The sequence below is a fragment of the Kaistia adipata DSM 17808 genome (assembly GCF_000423225.1).
Taxonomy (GTDB): Bacteria; Pseudomonadota; Alphaproteobacteria; order Rhizobiales; family Kaistiaceae; genus Kaistia; species Kaistia adipata.
Window position 1 is genome coordinate 903377 of record NZ_KE383991.1, and the last position, 26440, is coordinate 929816.

Sequence of the window (26440 nt, forward strand, 5' to 3'; positions counted from 1 at the left end):
CCGCCCAGAGCGAGAAGCCATCCGACGCGCCATGGAGCGCGGCCCTGTCATCCCCCATCGACCGCCGGCGCGGCCGGCGCTAAAACCGGCGCACCATCTCAAGGAACAGCCCATGCAACGTCTGCTCGTCTTTCAATCGCTCTGGGGTATGCAGCGCCTGAAGGGGCGCACCGCCGATGCCGCGCTGCCCGACATGGTGGCGGAAGCCGCCGCCGCCGGCTTCGACGGCGTGACGAACCTGTTCTTCACCAAGGAGCTCGCCAAGCCGCTGGCCGATGCCGCCGGCGCCAACGGCATCGAGATCGAGGGCCAGTGCTTCCCGACGACGGTCGAGGAACTGAAGCCGGCGCTGGAGCTCGCCAACCACTATGGCATCCACCACCTGACCATCCAGCCGGACGTCCGCCCGCGCGCGCTCGCCGAGAGCCTGCGCATCCTCGAGGGCTGGAACCGCATGGCCGAGGAGTCGGACGTGCCGGTCTATGTCGAGACGCATCGCGGCCGCATCACCAACGACCTCCTGGTGACGCTCGATATTCTCGACGCCATGCCGGAACTGAAGCTGCTCGCCGATCTCTCGCATTTCATGGTCGGGCGCGAATTTCCCGAGCCGCCGGTGCCGAAGGAGATGGACGACCAGATCCGGCAGATCCTCGACCGCTCCTGGGCGGCGCATGGCCGCGTCGCCAGCCCCGAGCAGGTGCAGGTCGAGATCTCGTTCCCGCACAACAAGCCCTATCTCGACCAGTTCCTCGGCTGGTGGGGCTATCTGTTCGAAAGCTGGCGCCACCGCGCCGGCGCGAACGCCACGCTCTCCTTCACCTGCGAGCTCGGCCCGAAGCCCTATGCGATCAGCGGCCCGGACGGCTTCGACCAGTCCGATCGCTGGCAGGAGGCGCTGATGCTGAAGGACCTCGTCCGCGAGCTCTGGGAAAAGAACCCGGCCCGGCGCTGAACCGGGCGGGGCTCAGCCGGCGCGGATGGTGTCGCTCTCGGCGCCACGACGATTCCGCCGCAAGTCCACGTGCCGGCAGCGGTCGCGATCGTCGTGGCGCGAGACGACTGCCGGCGCGAACTCCGGGATTGCGTTTCCCGATCGAGGCCAGCCCGGAGAAACGGGCGCGGCATCGAGAATGTGTGCTAGTTTCGTTTCGCGCTTCGACCGAACCATCCGAAAGCCGACCCCGATGCCTCCGACGCGACAGACCGCCATCCTCGAGATCGCCAAGCAGCGCGGCCGCGTTCTGGTCGATGAGCTCGCCGCCCAGTTCGGCGTGACGCCGCAGACGATCCGCAAGGACCTGAACGATCTCTGCGACCGCAAGCTGATGGCCCGCACGCATGGCGGCGCCATCCTCGCCTCCGGCGTCGAGAATGTCGGCTACGAGGCGCGCTCGCAGATCGCCGCGCGCGAAAAGGCGGCGATCGGCCAGGCGGTGGCGGCGATCGTGCCGAACGAGGCGTCGCTGTTCATCAACATCGGCACCACCACCGAGGCGGTGGCGCAGGCGCTGCTGCAGCATCAGGGCCTGATGGTGATCACCAACAACATCAACGTCGCCCACATCATGCGGCCCTATCCGCAGATCGAGGTGGTGATCGTCGGCGGCGTCGTGCGCAGCTCCGATGGCGGCATCGTCGGCGAGGCGGCGATCGACTTCATCCGCCAGTTCAAGGTTGACTACGCCATCGTCGGCACCTCGGCGATCGACGAGGACGGCTCGCTGCTCGACTACGACTTCCGCGAGGTGAAGGTGGCGCAGGCGATCATCGCCAATGCCCGCCACGTCATCCTCGCCTCGGACTCGACCAAGTTCGACCGCACCGCCCCCGTCCGCATCGGCAGCCTGAAGCAGATCCGCACCTTCGTCACCGACCATTGCCCGAGCGAGCGGATCCGCGCCATCTGCGCCGAAAACGACGTCGAGCTGGTCGAGGCGCAGCCGCAGATGGCGCGCCAGGGCGACTGACCACCCCATCCTCGCTGCGGCGCACGCGCCCGCCCCGAACCCTGCCCTGCCGTCGCCGCCCGCCCCGCGCCACCGGACGGTGGCGCGCGCCGCCATGCCGATCGCGCGATATCGCTGACATTGCAACGGCCTGGATGATGGCCGGGCGCGCGCCCGGCGCCGCCGCCCACTTTCGCTTGACGCGCGTTCAGCTTCGTTTATTCTCGGTTTCGAGTTTCGGAATGAACCATTTATGCTGCGCCGCACAGGAGAGCGCCGCGTCGTGACCATGTTCGACATCTTCATCATCGGCGGAGGCGTGAATGGCTGCGGGATCGCGCGCGACGCGATCGGCCGCGGCTATTCGGTCGGCCTCGCCGAGATGGACGATCTCGCCAGCGGCACCTCCTCCCGCTCGACCAAGCTGGTGCATGGCGGGCTGCGCTATCTCGAGCATTACGAGTTCCGCCTGGTGCGCGAGGCGCTGATGGAGCGCGAGGTGCTGTGGTCGAACGCGCCGCACATCATCTGGCCGCTGCGCTTCGTGCTACCGCACCACAAGGGCCTGCGCCCGGCCTGGCTGCTGCGCCTCGGCCTGTTCCTCTACGACCATCTCGGCGGCCGCAAGCTGCTGCCGGCGACGAAGGCGCTTGACCTGACGAAGGACGCCACCGGCGCGCCGCTCAAGGGCGATTTCCGGCTCGGCTTCGAATATTCCGACTGCTGGGTCGACGACGCCCGCCTGGTCGTGCTGAACGCCCGCGACGCGCTCGACCGCGGCGCCGAAATCCTGACCCGCACCCGCGTCGTGAAGGCGGAGCGGATCGGCGACCACTGGCGGATCACCCTCGCCGACACGGTGAGCGGCGAGACGCGGCAGGTCGAGGCGCGCCTGCTGATCAACGCCGCCGGCCCCTGGGCCGACCGCGTGCTGCGAGAGCTGCCCGGCGCCGATGCCGGCCATCATGTGCGCCTGGTCCAGGGCAGCCACATCGTCGTGCCGAGGATGTTCGACCACGACCGCTGCTACATCTTCCAGAACGCCGACGGCCGCATCATCTTCGCCATTCCCTACGAGGATGATTTCACCCTCATCGGCACCACCGACCGCGACTACCAGGGCGAGCTGAAGGACATCGCGATCTCGTCGGAGGAGACGGATTATCTCTGCGCGGCGGCGAGCGAGTATTTCAAGAAGCCGGTGCGGCGCGAGGACATCGTCTGGAGCTATTCCGGCGTCCGCCCGCTCTATGACGACGGCGCCACCAGCGCCCAGGAGGCGACGCGCGAATATGTGCTGAAGGTCGACGGCGCCGCCAGCGCGCCGAAGATCATCAACGTGTTCGGCGGCAAGATCACCACCTCGCGGCGGCTGGCCGAGCATGTGATGCAGCATGTCGAGACCGTGCTCGGCAAGCGCGGCGACGCCTGGACGATGAAGGCGCCGCTGCCCGGCGGCGATTTCCCCGTCCAGGGTTTCGACGCGCTCGTCGCCGGCCTCGCCGCCGACTATCCCGCGCTCGATCGCGCCCTCGTCCAGCGGCTCGCCCGCCATTACGGCACGCGCGCCCGGCACATCCTCGGCCCGGCCAGGACGGAGGCCGATCTCGGCCATGCGTTCGGCGCCGGGCTCACGGAAGCGGAAGTTCACTATCTCATCGACCAGGAATGGGCGCGGAGCGCCGCCGACATCGTCTGGCGGCGCACCAAGCTCGGTCTTCGGATGACGGCGACGGAGATCGCCGCGCTCGACGACTTCATGCGCAATGCCATGCAGGAGAGACTACCGACAGCGGCCCAATAGAGAGCGCCGTATCGGGCACGGGAGGAGCCATGCTCGAACTGAGGCAAGTGACCAAGAAGGTCGGAGCGGCAACGCATATCGAGGACGTCTCGCTCGTCCTCGAAAGCGGCTCGCTCAACGTGCTGCTGGGCCCGACGCTCTCCGGCAAGACGACGCTGATGCGGCTGATGGCCGGGCTCGACACGCCGACCAGCGGCGATGTGTTCATGAACGGCGCCAAGGTGACCGGCGTGCCGGTCCAGAAGCGCAACATCGCCATGGTCTACCAGCAGTTCATCAACTACCCGACGCTGACCGTCTACGAGAACATCGCCTCGCCGCTCCGCGTCGCCGGCGTAAACCACGCCGAGATCGACCGGCGCGTGCGCCAGGCGGCGGAGCTGATGCGGCTGACGCCGATGCTGGAACGCACGCCGCTGGAGCTTTCCGGCGGCCAGCAGCAGCGCACCGCGCTCGCCCGCGCCGTGGTCAAGCGTGCCGATCTCGTCCTGCTCGACGAGCCGCTCGCCAATCTCGACTACAAGCTGCGCGAGGAACTGCGCGCCGAGCTGCCGCGCCTCTTCGCCGAGACCGGCGCCATCTTCGTCTACGCCACCACCGAGCCGACCGAGGCGCTGCTTCTCGGCGGCAACACGGCGACGCTCTCCAAGGGCCGTGTCACCCAGTTCGGACCGACGACCGAGGTCTATCGCCGCCCGGCCGATCTGATCACCGCGACCACCTTCTCCGACCCGCCGATGAACACGCTGCGCGCGACGAAATCGGGCGGCGCCATCGCGCTCGCCGACGGCGCCACGCTGCCGGCGACCGGCCGCCTCGCCCGCCTCGGCGACGGCGCCTACCTCTTCGGCTTCCGTCCGCACGACCTGCATCTCGAGCCGGGCGCGGGCGACACCATCGCCGTGCCGGCGACGGTCGCGATCACCGAGATCACCGGGTCGGAAAGCTTCGTCCATCTCGACGCGCCGGATGGCCGCTGGGTCGGACTGATGCACGGCATCAAGCCGATCGAGATCGGCGCCCGCGTCGAGGTCCGGCTCGATCCGGAACGCTTCTTCGTGTTTTCCGCCGACAGCGGCCGCGCCGTCGTGACGCCACCGGCGGCCGCCGCCTGAAGGGAGGATGAGATGGCCAGGATCGATCTTCGCAATCTCGCCCACGCCTACGGACCGAACCCGAGGGAGCCGCGCGCCTATGCGCTGAAGCCGCTCAACCACACCTGGGAAGATGGCGGCGCCTATGCGCTGCTGGGGCCGTCCGGCTGCGGCAAGACCACGCTCTTGAACATCATTTCCGGCCTGATCACGCCGAGCCAGGGCCAGGTGCTGTTCGACGGCGTCGACGTCACGGCCATGCCGACCGAGGCGCGCAACATCGCGCAGGTGTTCCAGTTCCCGGTCATCTACGACACGATGACGGTCTACGACAATCTCGCCTTCCCGCTCAGAAACCGCCGCGTTCCGGCGCCGGCCGTCGATGCGCGGGTGCGCGAGATCGCCGCCATGCTGGAAATGACGGACGTGCTCCGGAAGCGAGCCCGCGGGCTGACCGCCGACGCGAAGCAGAAGATCTCGCTCGGCCGCGGCCTCGTCCGCTCCGATGTCGCCGCCATCCTGTTCGACGAGCCGCTGACCGTCATCGACCCGCTGCTCAAATGGCAGCTCCGCTCGCAGTTGAAGCAGCTGCACAAGAAGTCCGGCTACACCATGGTCTATGTCACGCATGACCAGACCGAGGCGCTGACCTTCGCCGACAAGGTGGTGGTGATGTTCGACGGCGAGGTGGTGCAGATGGGCACGCCGGCGGAACTGTTCGAGCGGCCGGCGCACACCTTTGTCGGCTATTTCATCGGCTCGCCCGGCATGAACGTGCTCGCCGCCGAGGTCGACGGCACGGTCGCGACCGTCGACGGCCGGGAGATCCGCCTGCCGCGCGCCTATGGCAAGTCGACGCCCGACCGCAAAGTCGAGCTCGGCATCCGGCCGGAATTCGTGCGGGTCGCCCGCGGCCAGGGCCTGCCGGTGACGATCCGCAAGGTCGAGGATGTCGGCAGCTACAAGATCGCCCGCCTGGCGCTCGGCCAGCGCGAGATCGCCGCGGTCGCGCCGGAGGGAACCGAGTTCCCCGCCGACGACGTCGGCGCCGTGTTTGATCCCGCGCATCTGAACGTCTATGTCGACGGCCACCTCGTCGACGGCACGCCGGTCCGGGGAGCCTGAGCATGGACAGACCCACCAACCAGAAGGCCTGGTTCCTCGTCCTGCCGGTGCTGCTGCTGGTCGCCTTCTCGGCGGTCATCCCGCTGATGACGGTAGTGAACTATTCGGTCCAGGACACCTTCGGCAACAACGAGTTCTTCTGGGCCGGAACGGCCTGGTTCGAGGAGATCCTGCATTCCCAACGCTTCCACGAGGCCTTAGCGCGCAACCTGATTTTCTCTGCCATCATCCTCGCCATCCAGATCCCGCTCGGCATCGTCGTCGCGCTCTCGATGCCGAGAAAGGGCATCGGCGTCTCGATCTGTCTGGTGCTGATGGCGCTGCCGCTGCTCATTCCGTGGAACGTCGTCGGCACGATCTGGCAGGTGTTCGGCCGCGTCGACATCGGCCTGCTCGGCCACACGCTGGAAGCGATCGGCATCGACTACAATTATGTCCGCGACCCGCTCGACGCCTGGTTCACCATCATCCTGATGGATGTCTGGCACTGGACCAGCCTGGTGGCGCTGCTCTGCTATGCCGGCCTCGTCTCGATCCCCGAGGCCTATTACCAGGCCGCCCGCATCGACGGCGCGTCGCGCTGGGCCGTCTTCCGCTACATCCAGCTGCCGAAGATGAACCGCGTACTGCTGATCGCCGTGCTGCTGCGCTTCATGGACAGCTTCATGATCTACACCGAGCCCTTCGTCGTCACCGGCGGCGGCCCCGGCAACTCGACCACCTTCCTGTCGATCGACCTGGTCAAGATGGCGGTCGGCCAGTTCGACCTCGGCCCGGCGGCCGCGATGTCGATCGTCTACTTCCTGGTCGTGCTGCTGTTCTCGTGGATCTTCTACACCGTCATGACGAACTTCGAGCGGGGTGGACAGTGAGCACCGGCGCGACCAAGAGCATCGACACGGGCCGCCAGCCCGGCACGCCCACGGCCGCCAGCGCCAAGGCGCGCGGCTTCGTCGCCCCGCCGAAGCTGCGCCGGCCGCGCCATCTCGGCTGGCTGGTGATGACGCTCTACCTGATCTTCCTGCTGCTGCCGATCTACTGGCTCGTCAACATGAGCTTCAAGACCAATGTCGAGATCACCAACACGTTCTCGCTCTGGCCGAACGATCCGACGCTGCGCAACTACCGCGTCATCTTCACCGACCCGTCCTGGTATGGCGGCTACATCAACTCGATCACCTATGTGGTGATGAACACGGTGATCTCGATCGCCGTGGCGCTGCCGGCGGCCTACGCCTTCTCGCGCTACCGCTTCCTCGGCGACAAGCACCTGTTCTTCTGGCTGCTGACCAACCGCATGGCGCCGCCGGCCGTGTTCGCCCTGCCCTTCTTCCAGCTCTATTCGGCCTTCGGGCTGATCGACACCCACATCGCCGTGGCGCTGGCGCACTGCCTGTTCAACGTGCCGCTGGCGGTGTGGATCCTGGAAGGCTTCATGTCCGGCGTGCCGCGCGAGATCGACGAGACCGCCTATATCGACGGCTATTCCTTCCCGCGCTTCTTCGTGAAGATCTTCATGCCGCTGATCGCGTCAGGCATCGGCGTCACCGCCTTCTTCTGCTTCATGTTCTCCTGGGTCGAGCTGCTGCTCGCCCGCACGCTGACGACGACGGCGGCCAAACCGATCGCGGCGATCATGACCCGCACCGTCTCGGCCTCCGGGCTCGACTGGGGCGTGCTGGCGGCGGCCGGCGTGCTCACCATCATCCCCGGCGCGCTCGTGATCTGGTTCGTCCGCAACTACATCGCCAAGGGCTTCGCCCTGGGGAGGGTCTGATGAACTTCGCCTGGATGGCCTGGACGGCGCCGACCGCGATCTTCTTCGCGACGATCTTCCTGATCCTCGTCGGCATGGGCGTCTGGGAATATGCCCGCCCCGGCGGCGCGCCCCGTGTCGGCATCCTGCGCTTCGAGACGACGCGCGGCGACCGGCTGTTCGTTTCGCTGCTCGGCAGCGCCTTCATCTGCCTCGCCTGGCTCGGGCTGGTCGGCCCGAACCTGTGGTGGGCGCTCGGTCTCTCTCTCGTCTATGCGGTCCTGGTGTTCCGCTGGGTGTGAGAAGGAAGGATGGCGCGGCCATTTCGTAGATGGCCGCGCCGTGTCGCTAGAAAACCCTTGGGAGGATTCCACATGCGACGCAGTCTCTTAGCATCCACGGCGACCGTGGTCGTCATGACATTCGCCTCGCCTGCCTTCGCGGACATGGACGCCGCGAAGAAGTTCCTCGACGCCGAGATCGGCGACCTGTCGTCGCTGTCGCGCGCCGAGCAGGAAGCCGAGATGCAGTGGTTCATCGATGCCGCCAAGCCCTTCGCCGGCATGGACATCAAGGTCGTCTCGGAGACGATCACCACGCACGAATATGAATCGAAGACGCTCGCCAAGGCGTTCTCCGACATCACCGGCATCAAGATCACGCACGACCTGATCGGCGAAGGCGACGTGATCGAGAAGCTGCAGACGCAGATGCAGTCGGGCGAGAACATCTACGACGCCTATGTCAACGACAGCGACCTGATCGGCACGCATTGGCGCTATCAGCAGGCGCGCAGCCTGACCGACTGGATGGCGAACGAGGGCAAGGCCGTCACCAATCCGAACCTCGACCTCGCCGACTTCATCGGCACGTCCTTCACCACCGCCCCGGACGGCAAGCTCTACCAGCTGCCCGACCAGCAGTTCGCCAACGTCTACTGGTTCCGCTACGACTGGTTCAACGATCCGAAGAACAAGGAGGACTTCAAGGCCAAGTACGGCTACGACCTCGGCGTTCCCGTCAACTGGTCGGCCTATGAGGACATCGCCGAATTCTTCACCGGCCGCGAGATCGACGGGAAGAAGGTCTATGGCCACATGGACTACGGCAAGAAGGACCCGTCGCTCGGCTGGCGCTTCACCGACGCCTGGCTCTCCATGGCCGGCAACGGCGACCGGGGCATTCCGAACGGCAAGCCGGTCGACGAATGGGGCATCAAGGTCGACGAGAACTCGCGCCCCGTCGGTTCCTGCGTCGCGCGCGGCGGCGATACCAACGGCCCGGCCTCGGTCTATTCGATCGAGAAATACCTCGAGTGGCTGAAGGCCTACGCGCCGGCCGCCGCCCAGGGCATGACCTTCTCCGAATCCGGCCCGGTCCCCGGCCAGGGCGAGGTCGCCCAGCAGATCTTTACCTACACGGCCTTTACCGCCGACTTCGTGAAGCCGGGCCTGCCCGTCGTCAACGAGGACGGCACGCCGAAATGGCGCTTCGCCCCGTCGCCGCACGGCGTCTACTGGAAGGACGGGATGAAGCTCGGCTACCAGGACGTGGGTTCCTGGACGATCCTGAAGTCGACGCCGGAGGACCGCGCCAAGGCGGCCTGGCTCTATGCCCAGTTCGTCACCTCCAAGACGGTCGACGTCAAGAAGAGCCATGTCGGCCTGACGCTGATCCGCGAAAGCTCGATCCGCCATCCGAGCTTCACCGAACGCGCGCCGAAGCTCGGCGGCCTGATCGAGTTCTACCGTTCGCCGGCCCGCGTGCAGTGGTCGCCGACCGGCACGAACATCCCGGACTATCCGAAGCTGGCGCAGCTCTGGTGGCAGGCGATCGGTGACGCCTCCTCCGGCGCCAAGACGGCGCAGGAAGCGATGGACTCGCTCTGCGCCGAGCAGGAGAAGGTGCTGCAGCGTCTCGAGCGGGCCGGTGTCCAGGGCGACATCGGGCCGAAGCTCGCCGAGGAGCATGACCTTGCCTACTGGAACGCCGACGCGGTCAAGAAGGGCAATCTCGCGCCGCAGCTGAAGATCGAGAACGAGAAGGAAAAGCCGATCACCGTCAATTACGACGAGCTGGTGAAGAGCTGGGCCGACGCCAAGCCGAACTAGCCTCGCCTCCTCTCCGTCATCGGGCCGGACCGCGCGAGCGGCCCGGCCTTTTGCCGGCGAAACGCCATGCTGGCACTCTAAAAAACGCAACCATGGGAGGAGAAACCATGCGCAGGACCTATGAAAGGCCGAGCCTCGCCAAGGCCACGCAGCTGCAGAAGATCGTCGCCGTGTCATCCCCGGCCGGCGGCGGCGGCCGCGGCTAGCCATCGGCGGTGCCCTTCGGGGCACCGCTTCCCAAGCCGGCATCGCGACCCGCGCGACCAGCGCCACGCTGGGCGCCGACGCGTTCTTGCGGTCCTGGCTGGCGTCCGGGGCTCAGCCCTGCAACGCCGCATCGATCATGGCTGAAAAGACCCGTCCCGGCTTCTTCCCGTCCAGAGGCGCATCGCCGACGAGACCGCCCCGGAAGATCATTTCCTCGCTCGGTTGTCGCATGGCTGCGATCGCCGCGCGGGCATGTGGCTCGAAAGCTCGCCAGCCCCGCATCTCGTCGGGCGCGGGGCGGGCCGGATCGTCACGCTCGGCCTCATAGATCGCCATGGCGACGCGCTGGACCATTTGATTGCTCATGACGGGCTCCTTTCTGCCCTTATGAGATGGCGAGCCGGGCCAGCAAAGACAATCGGCTGGCTGATCAAATCCGTCCGAAAAGCGCGGGCCGGCCGCCCGCGCGGGCGATCCCGCCGCCTCGCCGCCGCGGCTCCGGCGATCCCGCGCCGGCCCTCTCGCGTCGCGGCGCGGATCAACCCTCCCGCGCGGCCCGCATCATCGCTTCTTCCTATTGACGTAACGACAAGCCCGTACCACGTTCCTCTCGCAACACGAACTCGCAAACACCTACGCCGAGTGCACGTTGCGGCCCGCCGGTGCCTGCCAAGATCACCGGCGGGCACCCATCACGGCCCTGCCGCGACCGAGACACGCGCGCGGCGATTTCTCCACTCCGACCTGACGCAGCGTTCCGACCGAACCGGGCCGATTCGATAGGGCATACATGCCAACAGGGATCGGATTGCCGTAGGGCAAGCCCTGTCGAACCGACGGAATCGCGATTTTGCAACCTGTTGCAATCAAGTCACACGCCGAATTGACGGGCCATATGGACAACCGGGATTCCAAAAAATCGAAATAAGTCAGAAGGATTCTGCAGAATCGATAAGGTGTCCAGAATTGACATTCGCGAACCAATTGAAAACGCTACGTCACCTGAATGCAGCCTGATGCAACCGCGCCACAGCCAGAAGGCAGCCGATCGATTAAGTCTCGAGACATAGACGAGGCGGACGCAACGTCAGCCTGAATGGCTCAAGGGGCTCAACATGAAGTTTCTGGTACGCAGCATCACCGCCGCTTCGGTTCTCGCGCTCGGCATCGGCGCCGCCCAGGCCGCGGACCTGACCTACGAACCGGCGCCCGTCGCCGCGCCGGAAGTGTTCAACTGGACCGGCTTCTATATCGGCGTGCATGGCGGCGTCGCCGCCGGCGACTTCAAGTATCCGTTCAGCGCCAACTTCTTCGATGATTTCGGCTTCAACGGTGAACTTGAGCAGGACGCCAGCGGCGGCTTCGGCGGCGCACAGATCGGCTACAACTGGCAGTTCAACACCAACTGGGTGATCGGCGTCGAGGCCGACATCGCCGCCTCGTCCTACGAGGGCAAGGTCTCCGGCAACGTCAATTCCGGTGGCGACTTCATCAACGCCGAAGCTGGCTCGGAAGTCGAGTGGTTCGGCACGGTCCGCGGCCGCCTCGGCTACGCGATCGACAATTTGCTGCTCTACGGCACGGGCGGTCTCGCCTATGGCGACGTCAAGTCGTCGATCGACGTCAGCAGCTCCGAGTTCGCGCCCTTCGGCGCCTCCGTCTCGGATACCGAGTACGGCTGGACGATCGGCGCCGGCTTCGAATACGGCATCACCAAGAACATCACGCTCAAGACCGAATATCTCTATGTCGATCTCGGTAGCCAGGATCTGTTCAACTACAACGACGAAGGCATCAACGTGAACCTCGAATCCGAGACGAAGTTCCACACGCTCAAGGCCGGCCTGAACTACAAGTTCTGATCGCAGCCAGAGACTGCCATCGCAGGGCGGCCCACGGGCCGCCCTCATTTTTTTGGTGCGCGTCCCGGACGCCGGCCGGGCGGCGGCGCCCGGCCCGATTCGGTTGAGGAGGGGCCCCGGCGCGGGCGGTCTTGACCGCCGGACCGGGCCTCGCCCTCAGGCGGCGCCTCGCCTGCGACGCGCCGGCGCGCTTCCCCCGTTTGACAATGCCGGCCATTTGGCCGAGATAACGGGGATGCTCACGATTTCCTTTGCGCGCTTCAAGATTTGCAAGGGCAGCCTGCAAACAGGCTGACGACCTGGTGCTGCGACCTGCGAAGGCAAGCGCGGCGCCAGGACAATCGAACTCACGATCTCAACATCGACATCAAGGCGGACCGGCCGGGCGTTTTGCTGCGCATATTTTGCGCGCCGCGCGGTCTGGATGCCGCTTGCCTTGGAAAGACGCACATGACCTTCCGCTATACCTGCACGCTCCCGATCAGCGGCTCGAACAAGCTGCCCCGCTTCCGCCAGTGGGCGATGGAAAACGCCGCCGACATCCCCGTCAGCCTGCCGCCGCAGGTGCCGGCCAAGACCGAGACGCTGACGATCCGCCTGAAGTCCCTCGACGACCGCCAGACGCTGCTCGGCCGCTTCGAAGGCGTCCAGCTGTAAGGCTCCGGCTGCCGGCTTCGTCCGCCGGATCCGGGCGACGGCTTGGCCGCAAGGCATCCGTCGCCCGTGGTCGGGCGCAGCCTCCGCCCAGGCCGCGCCCGACCGAACCGGCAAGCGGGCCCAACCGCCGGTGATGACCACGCTTCTGTGCTTGCCGATCGCCGCCGATCGTCTATACGAGGGGACGGCATGGCCGGCTGCCATGCGACGGGCCTATAGCTCAATGGTTAGAGCCGACCGCTCATAACGGTCTGGTTCCAGGTTCGAGTCCTGGTGGGCCCACCAATCTTCTCAACGGCTTGACCGACTTCTTCCGGGGTCTCCCTGGGCATTCGAACCGGGAGGCGGCGAAGGGCCGAGCCGGATCCGCGATCCGCCGCCCTCGGCCCAGACTCCTTGGCCTCACGCGTCGAGCAGCAGGGCGGCCCGAAGACCGCCCTGTCCGTGCTTATTTGAAGACGGCCTCTACGGCGCTGGCCAGCGTGGCGTCGGCGTTGCTCTTGCAATAGCCGGCGATCTTCTCGGCATTGGCGTGGGCCTTCTCGCTGTCCACCATGGTATTGCCAGCCTTGCCATGGATATAGCCGCTCATCCACATGGCGACGCCGACAATCTTGGCGGGCGACATCGCCTCGACTTGCTTGCAGGTCAGCTTCGAGACGTCGACTTCCTTGGCCATTGCTGGGCCGGCCAATACAACACACAAAACTGCAAATGTACTTAGAAGATAGCGTGTCATGATCAGAGCACCCTTTCCTGGGAGCCCCCCGCCGGCCAAAATAGAGCGGCCGCGGTTCACGGTCCGATAACAAAATCGATGGTCACGCCAAATTTACCCATCACGCGGACGGAACTATATCTTAGAAATTATACCATAGAAACAATACCGCACGTAACGCATTGACTTCCCGGATCTGCGCACGCCGGCCCGATCGAGGCTTCGGTGGAAAGCCCTCCCCGCCCGGGCGGCGCCATCCGGTCGCCGCAGTGCCGTCGCATTGCCTGCCTAAGCAGGACGCGTCCGACACGCCATGCGAGCAGAGAACGGAGACTTCAATGATCCGCGCGCAGTTCATCCGCACGACCATCCTCGCCTCGACGATGATCGCAGCCCTCGCCGCGCCGGCGCTGGCGCAGCAGGCGCCGCAGCCGCCGACCCTCACCGTGTTCGGCGACGGCATCGCGACCGCCGCGCCCGACATCGCCGTCGTCACGCTCGGCGTCGTCTCGGAGGCGGCCTCCGCCAAGGAGGCGCTCGCCGCCAACGCCACCGACATGACCGCCGTCATCGCCGCGATCACCGATGCCGGCATCGCCAACAAGGACATCGCCACCAGCGGCCTCTCGGTCAATCCGGTCTATTCCGATCCCTCGAAGGACCCGAACGGCCGCTCGCAGGTCACCGGCTACCGGGTGCAGAACCAGGTGACGGTCAAGATCCGCGATCTCGCCCAGTCCGGCCCGCTGCTCGACAAGGTCGTCACCGCCGGCGCCAACCGCGTCACCGGCATTGATTTCGACATCGACAAGGCCAGCGCCCTGCGCGACGAGGCGATGAAGGCGGCGATCGCCGAGGCCCGCCGCAAGGCCGAGCTGATGGCGGAGGCCGCCGGCGTCAAGCTCGGACCGATCCAGTCGGTGCAGACCAGCGAAGGCGGCGGCGTGCCGATCTTCCGCACCCAGATGGCGATGAAGGCCGACATGGCCACGCCGGTGATGGGCGGCGAGCAGCAGATCACCGCCAACGCGACGCTCGTCTACATCATCGAGCCGCTCAAGAAGTAAGCGGCTCCGGCGCGGGGCCGCCCGGCCCCGCCGCCATCTCCCCTGCCCTCCTCCCGGCGCCGATCGCCGGCGCGAGGACGGAAAGCGCCGCCGGCAGGCTTTCGAGCACCAGCGGCGTCGGCAATCGCGACAACTCGCCATCGACCGACAGCCAGAGGCGCGGCCGATGGCTGGTGATCGTGGCGCGCGTCACCGCGAGCGACTCGATTTCCGGGTTGTCGCGCCAGCGCCCGGCCAGGAGGTCGAGCCCGGCCTGCATGCGGCTGGCGAGCGCCGCCCCTTCCGCGAAATGGATCTCGATCACCCCCTCGTCGAGGCGTGGCCGCTCCAGCCCGCTCGGCGACAGGCGATTGTTGCTGGCGAGCAGCGCATAGGCCTCGATCTCGCGCCGGCCACCTTCCGTCTCCAGCGTCAGCTGCAGCACGCCGGCGCGGCTGAAGGCGCGCAGCGACGAGCGCGCCACCGCGATGAAGCGCCCGAAGGGCAGGCCGCCGCCGCGATATTGCGCCCGGCCGCGCGCGACTTCCGCGAAATAGCCGAGCCCGGCCAGCGTATGGAAGACGCGCCCATTGACACTGGCGAGATCGATCCGGCGGGGCGTCGCGGCGGCGAGCGCGGCCAGCGCCGCGTCGAGCTCGGCCGGCATGCCGAGCGACTTGGCGAAGAGGTTCATCGTGCCGAGCGGCAGCACGCCGAGGGTTCGCTCCGAGCGGCCGCGCGCCTCGACCAGCTTGCGGATCGCGTGGCCGACCGAGCCGTCGCCACCGCCGACCACGACCGTTTGCGGCCCGGATTGGGCGGCGCGGTCGATCGCCTGCAGGAAGGCGTTGCCCTCGGCGAGGATCACCTCGGCCGAGTGCCCCCGGTCGCTGAAGGCGCGCTCGACGGTCGCGCGGATCTCGGCCGGGTCGCGATCCTGGATCGTCCCGGCATGTTCGTTGAGGATGACGACGGTATCGGCCACGATCTTTCCCCGGCTGCGCCGCCTCCTAGGTGGCGCCCGCTCCCCGCCAACGCAAGCGCCGGCGCTTCGATCCACGCACGCTCGCGCAAAAGAAAATCCCGCCCGTTTGACGGGGCGGGATTCTCAGAATTCAGGGATCGAAGCGATCAGGCGGCGGCCTCGGGAGCCGGCTGCTCCGGCAGCGGCGCCTGGCCCTTGCGGGCGCGCATCAGATTGATGAAGCGCGTGAACAGGTAGTGGCTGTCCTCGGGGCCGGGCGAGGCCTCGGGATGGTACTGCACCGAGAAGATCGGCTTGTCCTTGACGCGCAGGCCGCAGTTCGAGCCATCGAACAGCGAGACATGCGTCTCCTCGACGGTGTCGGGCAGCGTGGCGGAATCGACGGCGAAGCCGTGATTCATCGAGGTGATCTCGACCTTGCCGGTGGTGCGGTCCTGCACCGGATGATTGGCGCCGTGATGGCCCTGGTGCATCTTCTTGGTCTCGCCGCCGAGCGCGATGCCAAGCATCTGGTGGCCGAGGCAGATACCAAACAGCGGCACGTCGGCAGCGATCACTTCCTTGATCGCCGGCACGGCATATTCGCCGGTCGCGGCCGGATCGCCGGGGCCGTTCGACAGGAAGACGCCGTCGGGCTTGTACGCGAGGATGTCGGCGCCGGTCGCGCTCGCCGGCAACACGGTCACGTCGCAGCCGGCGTCGGCCAGCAGGCGCAGGATGTTGCGCTTGATGCCGTAGTCGACGGCGACGACCTTGTGCATCGGGCTTTCCTGGCGGCCATAGCCCTTGTTCCAGACCCAGCTGGTCTCGTCCCAGCGGAAGGTCTGGCCGGCGGTCACTTCCTTGGCGAGGTCCATGCCCTCGAGGCCCGGCCAGGCGGCGGCCTCCTTGGCGAGCGCGGCCCGATCGAAGGCACCGTCCGGCGCATGGGCGATCACCGCGTTCGGCATGCCCTTGGCGCGGATCAGCGCCGTCAGGGCGCGCGTGTCGACGCCGGCGATGCCGATGATGCCGCGCGCCTTCAGCCAGGCGTCGAAATCCTTCAGCGCCCGGTAATTGGACGGGTCGGTGATGTCGGTCTTCAGCACGCAGCCGCGCACGCCCGAGGCGGCGGCGGCGTTGACCGTCTCGCTGTCCTCGTCATTGGCGCCGACATTGCCGATATGCGGGAAGGTGAAGGTGATGATCTGCCCGGCATAGGACGGATCGGTCAGGATTTCCTGGTAGCCCGTCATCGCCGTGTTGAAGCAGACTTCGCCGGTCGCCTGACCGACGGCGCCGATGCCTCGGCCCTCGATCACGGTTCCATCGGCGAGGATCAGAAGCGCGGTCGGCTTCGGCTCCGCCCAGACAGTGTCATCCGTGATTGCGTCGGTCAGCATTGTGTCGGCCATGGTCAATCCGCTGGTCTCGATGGTGGTCGGGCGCCGTGCTCATGCCACACAAAAACGCAGCGGACCTCCAAGATCCACCGCCACGCGCCCATTTGGCGGGAAACTAGGTCAAGCAAGCGCCCCCGTCAACCCGCCAGTCGAAATGCAAAAGTTATATATTTCAATGCGTTAGAGTTGGTGCGCTTGAAGGCCGCGCCGAGTTTCTCTATGGTGCAACCCCTTCAAGGAGAATGACGATGCGCGACACGATCAATGCAGCCCTCAAAGCAGCGACGCTCGCCAAGGACAAGGGCCGTACCGGAACGCTGCGCCTGATCGCCGCCGCGATCAAGGATCGCGACATCGCGGCCCGTGGCGCGGGCACCGGCGAGGCGACCGATTCCGAACTGATCGACCTGCTCGCCAAGATGGTGAAACAGCGCCTCGAGTCGGCGAAGATCTACGACGACAACGGCCGCCCCGAGCTCGCCGCGCAGGAGCGCGCCGAGATCGCCGTCATCGAGGAATACCTGCCGAAGCAGCTCGGCGAGTCGGAAGCCAAGGCCGCGATCGAGAAGATCATCGCCGAGACCGGCGCCTCCGGCATCCGCGACATGGGCAAGGTGATGGCCGAGCTGAAGGCCCGCCACGCCGGCCAGATGGACTTCTCCAAGGCGAGTGCCGCCGTCAAGGCAGCGCTCGCCGGCTAGGACGCGACCATGGAACTGCCGCCGGCGCTTCGCGATGCCGTCGATGCCGCGCTCGAAGGATCCTCGGTGGCGGCGCTGGCGGAAGCGTCGGCGCGGCTCACCGAGCGCTATCGCGGCGAGGTCCGCGACGGTCGCTTCCACGTCTCCGAGGACGACGCGGCGCGCGCCTATCTGGCGGCGCGGCTGCCGGCGACCTTCGCCGCCGTGCGCGCGGCGATGGCCGCCGTCGAGGAACGGATGCCGGACTTCGCGCCGAGAAGCCTGCTCGACCTCGGCGCCGGCCCCGGCACGGCGCTGTGGGCGGCGCACGACACCTGGGCGAGCCTCGACGACGCGCTGATGATCGAGGGCAGCGCCGCCATGCGGCGCTGGGGCGAACGCCTCGCGGCGGCGGCGCCGCCTTTCGCCCGTGCCTGGCGCGACCTCGATTTCGCCCGCGGGCTCGGCGCACAGGACAAGCGCGACCTCGTCACCATCGCCTATGTGCTGGACGAACTGGAGGATGCCGCCCGCGCCGCGCTCGTCGAGACGGCATGGGCCGCGACCGGATCGCTGCTCCTGATCGTCGAGCCGGGAACGCCGGCCGGCTGGCAACGCATCCTCGACGCCAGGGCCCGGCTCCTCGACGCCGGCGCGCATGTGATCGCGCCCTGCGCGCACGAAGCCCCCTGCCCGATCGTCCCGCCCGACTGGTGCCATTTCTCCCGCCGCGTGGCGCGCACGAAGATCCATCTGCGCAGCAAGGGAGCCGTGGTGCCGTTCGAGGACGAGAAGTTCATCTATCTCGCCGCCGCGCGCGAGCCCGCCCCCCGTGCAGCCCGCGTGCTGGCGCCGCCCAGGGCCTCCAGCGGCAAGGTCGGCCTGAAACTCTGCCTGCCCTCGGGCGCGGTCGAGAACCGGCTCGTCACCAAGCGCGAGGGGGAACTTTTCAAGACGGCCCGCCGCCTCGACTGGGGCGACGCGCTGGAACTCTGACGAAAGCTGCCTGCGCCAACAGGCCGCCCTGCATAGCGGGCATAAATCCCTCTCCGCCTTTGCCCTTCGACCTGGCGGGCCCTACATTGGTGGGTCAGCATCACACCGGGGTCCAATGCGCTTCTCGCCTTCCTTTCTCGACGAAATCCGCGCCAGGCTGCCGATCTCCTCGATCGTCGGCCGGCGTGTGACGTGGGATCGGCGCAAGTCGCAGCCGCAAAAGGGTGATTTCTGGGCCTGCTGCCCGTTCCATGGCGAGAAATCGCCCTCGTTCCACGCCGAGGACCGCAAGGGCCGCTACCACTGCTTCGGCTGCGGCGAGTCCGGCGACCACTTCACCTTCCTGACCAAGCTGGAAGGGCTCTCCTTCCCGGAAGCCGTCGAGCGCCTGGCGATCGAGGCCGGCGTGCCGATGCCGGCGCGCGACGTCCGCGCCGAGGAGGAGGAGCGCAAGCGCGCCTCGCTGCACGAGGTGATGGAGCTCGCCTGCCGCTTCTTCCAGGACGGGCTGCAATCGCGCGACGGCGCCGGGGCGCGCGGCTACCTGAACGGGCGCGCGCTCGGCCCCGACATCCAGCAGCGCTTCCGCCTCGGCTATGCCCGGCAGAGCCGCAACGCGCTGAAGGAATTCCTCGCCTCGAAGGGGGTGCCGCACGAGGACATGGTCGCCACCGGCCTGCTGATCGCGGGCGACGACATCCCCGTCTCCTATGATCGCTTCCGCGACCGCGTGATGTTCCCGATCACCGATTTCCGCGGCCGCATCGTCGCCTTCGGCGGCCGCGCGCTCTCGCCCGACGCGCAGGCGAAATATCTGAACTCGCCGGAGACGGTGCTCTTCCGCAAGGGCGACCTGCTCTACAACGGCTTCGAGGCGCGCAAGGCCGCGCAGAGCGCCGGCACGCTGATCACCGTCGAGGGCTATGTCGACGTCATCGCCATGGCGACGGCGGGCTTTGGCCATACGGTGGCGCCGCTCGGCACGGCGCTGACGGAGCGACAGCTCGAGCTGCTCTGGCGCATGACGCCGGAGCCGATCCTCTGCTTCGACGGCGACAAGGCCGGCCTGCGCGCCGCCTATCGCGCCGCCGACCTGGCGCTCGCCGCGCTGAAGCCCGGCAAGACGGTGCGCTTCGCCCTGCTACCGGAGGGCCAGGACCCGGACGACCTGATCCGCTCGGCCGGGCGCGAGGCCATGATGCAGGTGCTCGCTTCCGCCCGGCCGCTCTTCGACATGGTCTGGACGCGCGAGACCAGCGGCGGCGATTTCGAGACGCCGGAGCGACGCGCGGCGCTGGAGGCGCGGCTGCGCGAGATCGCCAAGACCGTCACCGACGAGAGCATTCGCCATCACTACGAGCAGGCCTTCGCCGAGCGGGCGCGCGATTTCTTCGGCTATGGCCAGAAGGGCGGCGGTCGCCAGCCGCGCGGCGGCGGTCAGCGTCGCGAGGGCGGACGCGGCGGCATGGGCGCGGGAGCCGGGGCTGGACGGCCGGTCCGGCAGCCGCCGCCGGTCATTTCCGAGAGCCTGAAGCGCGCGACGACCCTGGCCGGGCGGGTGCAGCCGCCGCTGCGCGAGGTGGTGCTGGTGATGACCATGGCCAACCATCCGAACCTGGTGCCGGACCACCTGGAGGAATTCGCGCAGATCGAGTTGACGAATCGCGAACTTGACTCTCTTCGCACGCAAATCCTAGAGATTGCCGCCGATGATCCGCATGTCGACAGCGGGGGGCTGCGCGGCCGCCTGATGTCGACGCGGTTCGGCGACCTGATCGAAAAGCTCGACCTGCAGCTCGAGCGTTGCGGCAATTGGCAGGCAAAGGCGGATGCGGCGGAGCGTGACGCAGCGGATGGTTGGATGCAGGCGCTAACCTTGCACAGGAAGGCGCGAACGTTACATAAGGAACTCAGGGATGCCGAGGCAGCGCTAGCGACCGATCCCAGCGACGCCAACTTGGCGAAGATGATCGACATCCAGAACCAGATGGCCAACAGCGATGGAACCGAGGCTCTGATCGAAGGCTTCGGACTGAGTTCGGGCCGACGGATGCAATCGATGTAGGAACCGCTCACCCTGTGGGCGGCGTAAGGTTAAGCGGGCCTTAAGACTAGAAAGCCTATGAGTCGGACGACCGACGGCGCGAGAAAAATCTCCTGCTGTCTCTAGGATTTACCGGCAAAGGCCAGCGCGACGGACGTGCACCGTCTGGCGCGAGGCGTTTGCCAAGACGGAGAACAGAATGGCGACCAAGGTTCAGGAAAACGAAGAGGCCCAGGACGCTCAGGCCGAGCCGCAGGACGGTCCGCTTCTGGACCTCTCCGATGCCGCCGTCAAGCGGATGATCAAGGTCGCGAAAAAGCGCGGCTTCGTCACCTATGAAGAGCTGAATTCGGTCCTTCCTTCCGAGCAGGTCGGTTCCGAGCAGATCGAGGACATCCTCTCGATGCTCTCGGAAATGGGCATCAACGTCATCGAGGCCGACGAGGTCGAGGAGGCCGAGGAGCCGGGCTCCGACGACGAGGAAGCGGGCGAGCTCGCCGAATCGACCGGCACCGCCGTCGCCCGCTCGACGACGACCAAGGAGCCGACCGACCGCACCGACGACCCCGTCCGCATGTATCTGCGCGAGATGGGCTCGGTCGAACTGCTGTCGCGCGAGGGCGAAATCGCCATCGCCAAGCGTATCGAGGCCGGCCGCGAGACCATGATCGCCGGGCTCTGCGAGAGCCCCCTCACCTTCCAGGCCATCATCATCTGGAAGGACGAGCTCGCCGAAGGCAAGATCCTGCTGCGCGACATCATCGACCTCGAGGCGACCTATGCCGGTCCCGAGGCGAAGAATGCGCCGATGGCGGGCCCGGGCGGCGTGCCGTTCGAGGAAGGCGCCGAGGACGAGGAAGCCGAGGCTCCGATGCCGCCGCAGCCCGACGGCGACGCCGACGACGAAGACGACATGGAAAACAACATGTCGCTCGCCGCCATGGAGGCCGAGCTGAAGCCGAAGGTCGTCGAGACCTTCGAGAACGTCGCCGAGAACTACAAGAAGCTGCGCCGCCTGCAGGACCAGCTGGTCGAGGGCCGTCTCAAGAACGAGACGCTGTCGCCCTCGCAGGAGCGCCGCTACAAGAAGCTGAAGGACGACCTGATCCTCGAGGTCAAGTCGCTCTCGCTGAACCAGAACCGCATCGATTCGCTGGTCGAGCAGCTCTACGCCATCAACAAGAGCCTCGTCAGCTCCGAGGGCAAGCTGCTGCGCCTGGCCGAGAGCTATCGCGTCAGCCGCGAAGAGTTCCTGCGCGAGTACCAGGGCTCCGAGCTCGATCCGAACTGGCTGCGTCGCGTCGCCAATCTCGGCGGTCGCGGCTGGAAGGACTTCGTCACCAACGGCAAGGACCGGATCCGCGAGCTGCGCGGCGAAATCCAGAGCCTCGCCACCGAGACGGGCCTGGAGATCACCGAATATCGCCGCATCGTGCACATGGTGCAGAAGGGCGAGAAGGAAGCCCGCCAGGCCAAGAAGGAAATGGTCGAGGCGAACCTCCGCCTCGTCATCTCGATCGCCAAGAAGTATACGAACCGCGGCCTGCAGTTCCTCGACCTGATCCAGGAAGGCAATATCGGCCTGATGAAGGCGGTCGATAAGTTCGAATACCGCCGCGGCTACAAGTTCTCGACCTACGCCACCTGGTGGATCCGCCAGGCGATCACCCGTTCGATCGCCGACCAGGCCCGCACGATCCGCATCCCGGTGCACATGATCGAGACGATCAACAAGATCGTCCGCACCTCGCGCCAGATGCTACACGAGATCGGCCGCGAGCCGACCCCGGAAGAGCTGGCCGAGAAGCTGGCCATGCCGCTGGAAAAGGTGCGCAAGGTCCTGAAGATTGCCAAGGAGCCGATCTCGCTCGAGACGCCGATCGGCGACGAGGAGGATTCGCATCTCGGCGATTTCATCGAGGACAAGATGGCGATCCTGCCGATCGACGCCGCGATCCAGAGCAATCTTCGCGAAACAACGACGCGCGTTCTCGCGTCGTTGACCCCGCGCGAGGAAAGAGTGCTGCGCATGCGCTTCGGCATCGGCATGAACACCGACCACACGCTGGAAGAAGTCGGCCAGCAGTTCTCGGTGACGCGCGAGCGCATCCGCCAGATCGAGGCGAAGGCGCTCCGCAAGCTCAAGCACCCGAGCCGCTCGCGCAAGCTGCGCTCGTTCCTCGACAACTGATCGTCCGAGACCGGACTTCCGCTCATCCAAAGGGGCCGCTCGCGAGAGCGGCCCTTTTATCTTAGGATGCCGACATGAACGTGCGCGCGATCCTCGAAAACGCCGATCTCCCCCGCCGTGGCTTCACGGTGAAGGAGGTCGAGCGCATGAGCGAGGTCGGCCTGCTCCGCGCGGAAGAACGGGTCGAGCTGATCGGGGGGGAGCTCATTCCGATGAATCCCAAGGGCAGCCGGCACGAGGTGCTGAAGGCGCGACTGCTCCGGCAGTGGTATCGCGTGGCACCCGACTCGATCGAACTCATTCCCGAGACAACGTTCCGTCTCGCGATCGACACCTATCTCGAGCCCGATGTCGTGATCTTCGACCGCGCCGTCGGGATCCAGCGGCTCGACGGCGGCAACGCCCTGCTGGCGGTCGAACTATCGGACTCGTCGCTCGGCTTCGATCTCGGCCCGAAAGCCCTCGTCTACGCCCATTTCGGCATTCGCGAGCTCTGGGTGATCGACGCGGTCGCCAACGTCATCCACGTCCATCGCGATCCCGCCGACGGACGCTATCAATCGATCACGCCCTGGAGCGCCGACGATCTCGTCGTGCCGGCCTTCGCGCCCACCGCCTTCGCGCTGCGGCTCGCCGACCTCGACCTCGGCGAGGGATCGCGCTAAGCCTCGGTCAAGGACATCAGCAAGAAGGTCAAGCCATGTCGTTCCTGAAGAAGCTGTTTGGCGGTGGCGGCGGCTCCAGCGCCGCCGAGGCCAAGAGCGAGGCGACCGAGTACAAGGGCTACAACATCCGCCCCGCGCCCTTCTCCGAGGGCGGCCAGTACAAGACCGCCGGCTTCATCGAGAAGACGATCGACGGCGTGGAGAAGTCCTACCGCTTCGTGCGCGTCGATTCGCACACGAGCCGCGACGCCGCCGCCGACTTCGCCATCGTCAAGGGCAAGCAGATCATCGACGAGCAGGGCGACCGGATCTTCGACGCCAACTGAGGCATCGATGCCGGCGGAACGGGTCGCCGGCCTCCCCATACGCGACCATCATCCTGAGTGTCTGGCCCGAAATGCGGGGGACACTCTACTTTCACCTCTCCCTGAGGGAGAGGTGAAGGGAAGGCGGCGTGGCGGGCCTTGTCCAATTACGGGCCAGACACTGAGGTGCCAGGCACAGCCGGGCCTCGAAGGAGGGTCCAGGTAATACCCTGATCGGGCGGCCTCCGCGGGGCGTCCGAACCTTCTTTTCAGCCCGCCACTCCGCTGGATCCTCCTTCGAGGCTTCGCTCGCGCGAAGCACCTCAGGATGATGGCGGAGCGGAAGGAGTGAGCCGCCCCAAAGACGCCTCCATGAAAAAAGCCGGCCGCGAGATCGCGGCCGGCTTTTCTGTCATTTCGCCCCTTACTGGGCGCAGCTTCCGTCCGGCTGCTGGGCGCCGTCCGGGCAATCCGGACCACCACGCTCCTGGCGCTGGCGCCGCTCGGGGCGGCCCTGCTCCGGCTGCTCCGGCTCGCCGCGCTGCATTTCCTGCGGCTGCTCCCCACGCTGTTCCTGGCGCTGCCGGCGCTGCGGCTGCGCTTCCTCGCGCGGCTGCTGCTCCTCGGCCTGGGGCGCCCGCTCGCGCCGCTGGCGCGGGCGCTCCTCCTGCTGCTGCGGCTGTTCCTGCTGCATCTCCTGCGCATTGTCGCGCTGGCGCTCGGGCCGCTGGCGGCGCGGCTGCGCTTCCTCGGCCGGGGCCGGCTCGGCAGGCTGTTCGGCCTGCGGACGGCGACGACGCGGCGGCTCGGGCTCCGCCGGCTGATCGGGACGGGCCTCGGGCCGCGGCTCGGCCTGCGGCTGCTCCTGACGCGGGGCCGGCGCTTCCTCGGCGGGACGGGCTGGACGCTCCCGACGCGGCCGCTCCGGCTTGGCCTCGGGCTCCGTGGCCTCGGGCTGAGGCTTGGCCTCGGGCTCCGGCTTGGCTTCCGGCGCGGGCTTGGCCTCCGGCGCCGGCTGCTCGGCGGCCGGTGCCTCCTCGGCCGGCTGGGCCGGACGCTCGCGGCGCGGCTTCTCGGGCTTGGCGGGCTGTTCCGGCTTCGGCTCGGCAGGCTTCGCCTCCGGAGCCGGCTCGGCGGGCTTCGGCTCAGGCTTGGACTCCGGCTCGGGCCGCGGCACGGCCGGTGTCTCGACAGCCGGCGCTTCACCGGCAGGCGTCTCGGCAGCAGGCGTTTCGGCGGCAGGCTTGGCCGGCCGCTCACGACGCGGCCGCTCGCCCTGCTGGCCGTCCGGCTGCTGGCCGGAGGCATCGGGACGCTGCGGACGCGCGGGACGCTCGCCACCCTGGTCGGGCGCGGGCTGCTGGTCGGCCGGCGGCACGGCTTCCGCCGGCGCCGGATTGCCCGGCGCCGGCTGCTGCGGCTCGGCCGGCTGCGGATTGGCCTCGACCTTCTTCAGCACCTCGTCGGCCCTGGCGGCGCGCTCCTGGCGGATGCGCTCCTGCTCGGCCTGGCGCTCGGCCGCCGCCTTCTTGTTGGCGGCGTCGATCTCGGCGGCGCGGGCCTCGGCCTGCTTGCGCCGTTCCTCGACCAGCGCGGCCTTCTCGGCCTTCAGCTTGTCGATCTCCGCCTGCATTCGCTCGCGCTGCTGCGGCTGCTCGCGGTCGCGATCACGGCGCAGATCCCGCCGCTCGCCGGGATCGAGCACGGAGAGCAGCGCCGCCGAGACAACGCCGGCGATCGCCGCATTGGGATCGGGCTCGACATACTGGTCGATCATCGTGCGGTCGCCGCGCGGCACGTCACGGTCGAAGCGGTCCGGCCGGCGGTCGAAGCGCTGGTCCTCGATGCGCGGGCGGAACACGCCGATGCGGCCGCCGCGATCATCGTCGAAGATGTCGCTCTGGTCGTCGACATAGACGATCTCGCGGCCGGGGCGGTCGCGACGGCGGATCGGCTCGTTGTAGAAGCGGCCATCCTCGTAGCGCGGCCGGCGCACGTCGCGCGCCTCGCCGAGATAGCGGCCGACATCGCGCACCGGCGCGGCACGGCGACCGATGTCGTCATCATCGAAATAACGCTCGTCGACGAACACCCAGCTCTCGGAAACCGGCGGGTCGTAGCGGCGCGGCGCGCCATACTGGTAGCCGGAGCGGTCCGGCGCGATCGGCGCCCAGCCGACGCGGCCACCGCCGACGCGGAACGTCGCCCAGGCCGGCGACCAGGTGTCGCCGGGAACCCAGTACCAGCCATAGTCGGGATCATAGTCCCAGCGGCCATAGTGATAGGTCGCCCAGCCGAACGGCTCGCTCGACTCCCAGTACCAGCCGTAATCGTCGGTCCAGGTCCAGCGCCCCTCCTGGAACGGCCGCCAGCCGGCGCCGCGGCGCTTCGGCACGAAGACATAGCCGTAATCGTCGTTCTCGACCCAGCGGCCATAGGGCGCAAGCTCGTCGAAGAAATAGTCGACATTGCCGGAAGGCCGGCTGGCGCGCGGGCGGTTCGAGACCGGCTGCGGCCGGGGCTTCGACGTGGACTGCGCCGTGTAGACGGGGCGCGAGCGCGGCAGCGGCGGCAGCGCCTCCGCGACGGGCTCGGGCGCCACGGCCTCGCCGGCGTCGCTCCCGCCCTGCTCGGCAGCCTGGTCGTATTCGTCCATGTCGGTGGAATCGGCGGGCGGCGCGACGCCCTCGTCGACGACGGCCGGCGCCTTCGGGCGCAGCTCGAGCGTATAGGGCATCTCGACGACGCCGGTCACGGCGGCCGCGCCGGCGACCACCACGCCGCCGGCAAGAGCCGCTCCGATCAGTCCCAGATACTTCATTTCGTCCTTCCCGTCGTTTCCGGCCCCTCGTGGCCGGCCGAA

Annotated in this window: 24 protein-coding genes and 1 tRNA gene; 19 read left to right on the top strand and 6 right to left on the bottom strand. The window is 67.4% G+C overall.

The features are described 5' to 3' along the window. Positions 1–112: 112 nt before the first annotated feature. The 9 genes from G539_RS0117090 to G539_RS0117130 all read left to right on the top strand — a co-directional run bounded on the left by G539_RS0117090 (position 113) and on the right by G539_RS0117130 (position 9839). Entirely contained in the window at positions 113–955 is an 843-nt protein-coding gene (locus G539_RS0117090) for a sugar phosphate isomerase/epimerase family protein (RefSeq protein WP_029076277.1), read from the top strand. A gap of 232 nt (positions 956–1187) precedes the next feature. After that, positions 1188–1970: a DeoR/GlpR family DNA-binding transcription regulator gene (locus tag G539_RS0117095; protein ID WP_029076278.1), complete on the top strand. Its 783-nt coding sequence runs from the start codon at positions 1188–1190 to the stop codon at positions 1968–1970. Positions 1971–2202: 232 nt separating this feature from the next. Then, entirely contained in the window at positions 2203–3753 is a 1551-nt protein-coding gene (gene glpD / locus G539_RS0117100) for a glycerol-3-phosphate dehydrogenase (protein ID WP_051231573.1), read from the top strand. Positions 3754–3782: 29 nt separating this feature from the next. Then, complete coding sequence (locus tag G539_RS0117105; protein ID WP_029076280.1) at positions 3783–4868, top strand: ABC transporter ATP-binding protein; 1086 nt, start codon at positions 3783–3785, stop codon at positions 4866–4868. Positions 4869–4880: 12 nt separating this feature from the next. Further along, on the top strand, positions 4881–5972 hold the full coding sequence (locus G539_RS25245; protein ID WP_035831508.1) for an ABC transporter ATP-binding protein: 1092 nt from the start codon (positions 4881–4883) through the stop codon (positions 5970–5972). 2 nt (positions 5973–5974) lie between these two features. Further along, complete coding sequence (locus tag G539_RS0117115) at positions 5975–6844, top strand: carbohydrate ABC transporter permease (RefSeq protein WP_029076281.1); 870 nt, start codon at positions 5975–5977, stop codon at positions 6842–6844. A 128-nt stretch (positions 6845–6972) separates the two neighbouring features. Further along, the gene (locus G539_RS0117120; RefSeq protein WP_051231791.1) at positions 6973–7749 is read left to right on the top strand and encodes a carbohydrate ABC transporter permease; all 777 of its coding nucleotides are present in this window, start codon (positions 6973–6975) and stop codon (positions 7747–7749) included. Continuing rightward, a complete protein-coding gene (locus tag G539_RS0117125) occupies positions 7749–8030 on the top strand; it encodes a DUF2160 domain-containing protein (RefSeq protein ID WP_029076283.1) in 282 nt (93 codons plus the stop codon). The genes G539_RS0117120 and G539_RS0117125 overlap by 1 nt, the downstream gene beginning before the upstream one ends. A gap of 72 nt (positions 8031–8102) precedes the next feature. Further along, positions 8103–9839: an ABC transporter substrate-binding protein gene (locus G539_RS0117130; RefSeq protein WP_029076284.1), complete on the top strand. Its 1737-nt coding sequence runs from the start codon at positions 8103–8105 to the stop codon at positions 9837–9839. Positions 9840–10157: 318 nt separating this feature from the next. Here G539_RS0117130 and G539_RS0117140 read toward each other — a convergent pair whose 3' ends face one another. Then, the gene (locus tag G539_RS0117140; protein WP_156912015.1) at positions 10158–10400 is read right to left on the bottom strand and encodes a hypothetical protein; all 243 of its coding nucleotides are present in this window, start codon (positions 10398–10400) and stop codon (positions 10158–10160) included. Between the two features lie 761 nt (positions 10401–11161). On the opposite strand from G539_RS0117140, the gene G539_RS0117145 reads away from it, so the two are divergent. Continuing rightward, positions 11162–11908, top strand: a complete 747-nt coding sequence (locus G539_RS0117145; RefSeq protein ID WP_029076286.1) for an outer membrane protein — start codon at positions 11162–11164, stop codon at positions 11906–11908. Between the two features lie 156 nt (positions 11909–12064). Here G539_RS0117145 and G539_RS27150 read toward each other — a convergent pair whose 3' ends face one another. Then, positions 12065–12358, bottom strand: coding sequence for a hypothetical protein (locus G539_RS27150; RefSeq protein ID WP_156912016.1), 294 nt, complete (start codon positions 12356–12358; stop codon positions 12065–12067). Between G539_RS27150 and G539_RS0117150 the strand changes: the two genes are divergently transcribed. Next, positions 12359–12565, top strand: a complete 207-nt coding sequence (locus G539_RS0117150; RefSeq protein WP_029076287.1) for a hypothetical protein — start codon at positions 12359–12361, stop codon at positions 12563–12565. A gap of 209 nt (positions 12566–12774) precedes the next feature. Next, positions 12775–12850: transfer RNA gene (locus G539_RS0117155), tRNA-Ile, on the top strand. A 163-nt stretch (positions 12851–13013) separates the two neighbouring features. Here G539_RS0117155 and G539_RS0117160 read toward each other — a convergent pair. Then, on the bottom strand, positions 13014–13304 hold the full coding sequence (locus G539_RS0117160; RefSeq protein WP_029076288.1) for an HdeA/HdeB family chaperone: 291 nt from the start codon (positions 13302–13304) through the stop codon (positions 13014–13016). A 317-nt stretch (positions 13305–13621) separates the two neighbouring features. On the opposite strand from G539_RS0117160, the gene G539_RS0117165 reads away from it, so the two are divergent. Beyond that, positions 13622–14350 (top strand): SIMPL domain-containing protein, encoded by a 729-nt coding sequence (locus G539_RS0117165; RefSeq protein WP_035831510.1) that lies wholly within the window; start codon positions 13622–13624, stop codon positions 14348–14350. On the opposite strand, the gene G539_RS25250 is transcribed toward G539_RS0117165, so the two are convergent. Both G539_RS25250 and carA read right to left on the bottom strand, forming a co-directional pair. After that, complete coding sequence (locus tag G539_RS25250; protein ID WP_051231575.1) at positions 14340–15314, bottom strand: diacylglycerol/lipid kinase family protein; 975 nt, start codon at positions 15312–15314, stop codon at positions 14340–14342. The genes G539_RS0117165 and G539_RS25250 overlap by 11 nt on opposite strands. A gap of 146 nt (positions 15315–15460) precedes the next feature. Continuing rightward, positions 15461–16708, bottom strand: a complete 1248-nt coding sequence (gene carA / locus G539_RS0117175; RefSeq protein ID WP_029076290.1) for a glutamine-hydrolyzing carbamoyl-phosphate synthase small subunit — start codon at positions 16706–16708, stop codon at positions 15461–15463. 236 nt (positions 16709–16944) lie between these two features. Between carA and G539_RS0117180 the strand changes: the two genes are divergently transcribed. The 6 genes from G539_RS0117180 (at position 16945) to G539_RS0117205 (ending at position 23598) form a co-directional block, all read left to right on the top strand. Next, a complete protein-coding gene (locus G539_RS0117180; RefSeq protein WP_029076291.1) occupies positions 16945–17397 on the top strand; it encodes a GatB/YqeY domain-containing protein in 453 nt (150 codons plus the stop codon). A 9-nt stretch (positions 17398–17406) separates the two neighbouring features. After that, a complete protein-coding gene (locus tag G539_RS0117185; RefSeq protein ID WP_029076292.1) occupies positions 17407–18372 on the top strand; it encodes a small ribosomal subunit Rsm22 family protein in 966 nt (321 codons plus the stop codon). 115 nt (positions 18373–18487) lie between these two features. Beyond that, entirely contained in the window at positions 18488–20437 is a 1950-nt protein-coding gene (gene dnaG / locus G539_RS0117190) for a DNA primase (protein ID WP_029076293.1), read from the top strand. Between the two features lie 178 nt (positions 20438–20615). Beyond that, positions 20616–22607, top strand: coding sequence for an RNA polymerase sigma factor RpoD (gene rpoD / locus G539_RS0117195; protein WP_029076294.1), 1992 nt, complete (start codon positions 20616–20618; stop codon positions 22605–22607). 74 nt (positions 22608–22681) lie between these two features. After that, positions 22682–23272, top strand: coding sequence for a Uma2 family endonuclease (locus tag G539_RS25255; RefSeq protein ID WP_035831514.1), 591 nt, complete (start codon positions 22682–22684; stop codon positions 23270–23272). A 35-nt stretch (positions 23273–23307) separates the two neighbouring features. Continuing rightward, positions 23308–23598: an HlyU family transcriptional regulator gene (locus G539_RS0117205; protein WP_029076295.1), complete on the top strand. Its 291-nt coding sequence runs from the start codon at positions 23308–23310 to the stop codon at positions 23596–23598. Between the two features lie 403 nt (positions 23599–24001). Here G539_RS0117205 and G539_RS26350 read toward each other — a convergent pair whose 3' ends face one another. Beyond that, a complete protein-coding gene (locus G539_RS26350) occupies positions 24002–26398 on the bottom strand; it encodes a DUF6600 domain-containing protein (RefSeq protein WP_029076296.1) in 2397 nt (798 codons plus the stop codon). Positions 26399–26440 lie beyond the last annotated feature (42 nt).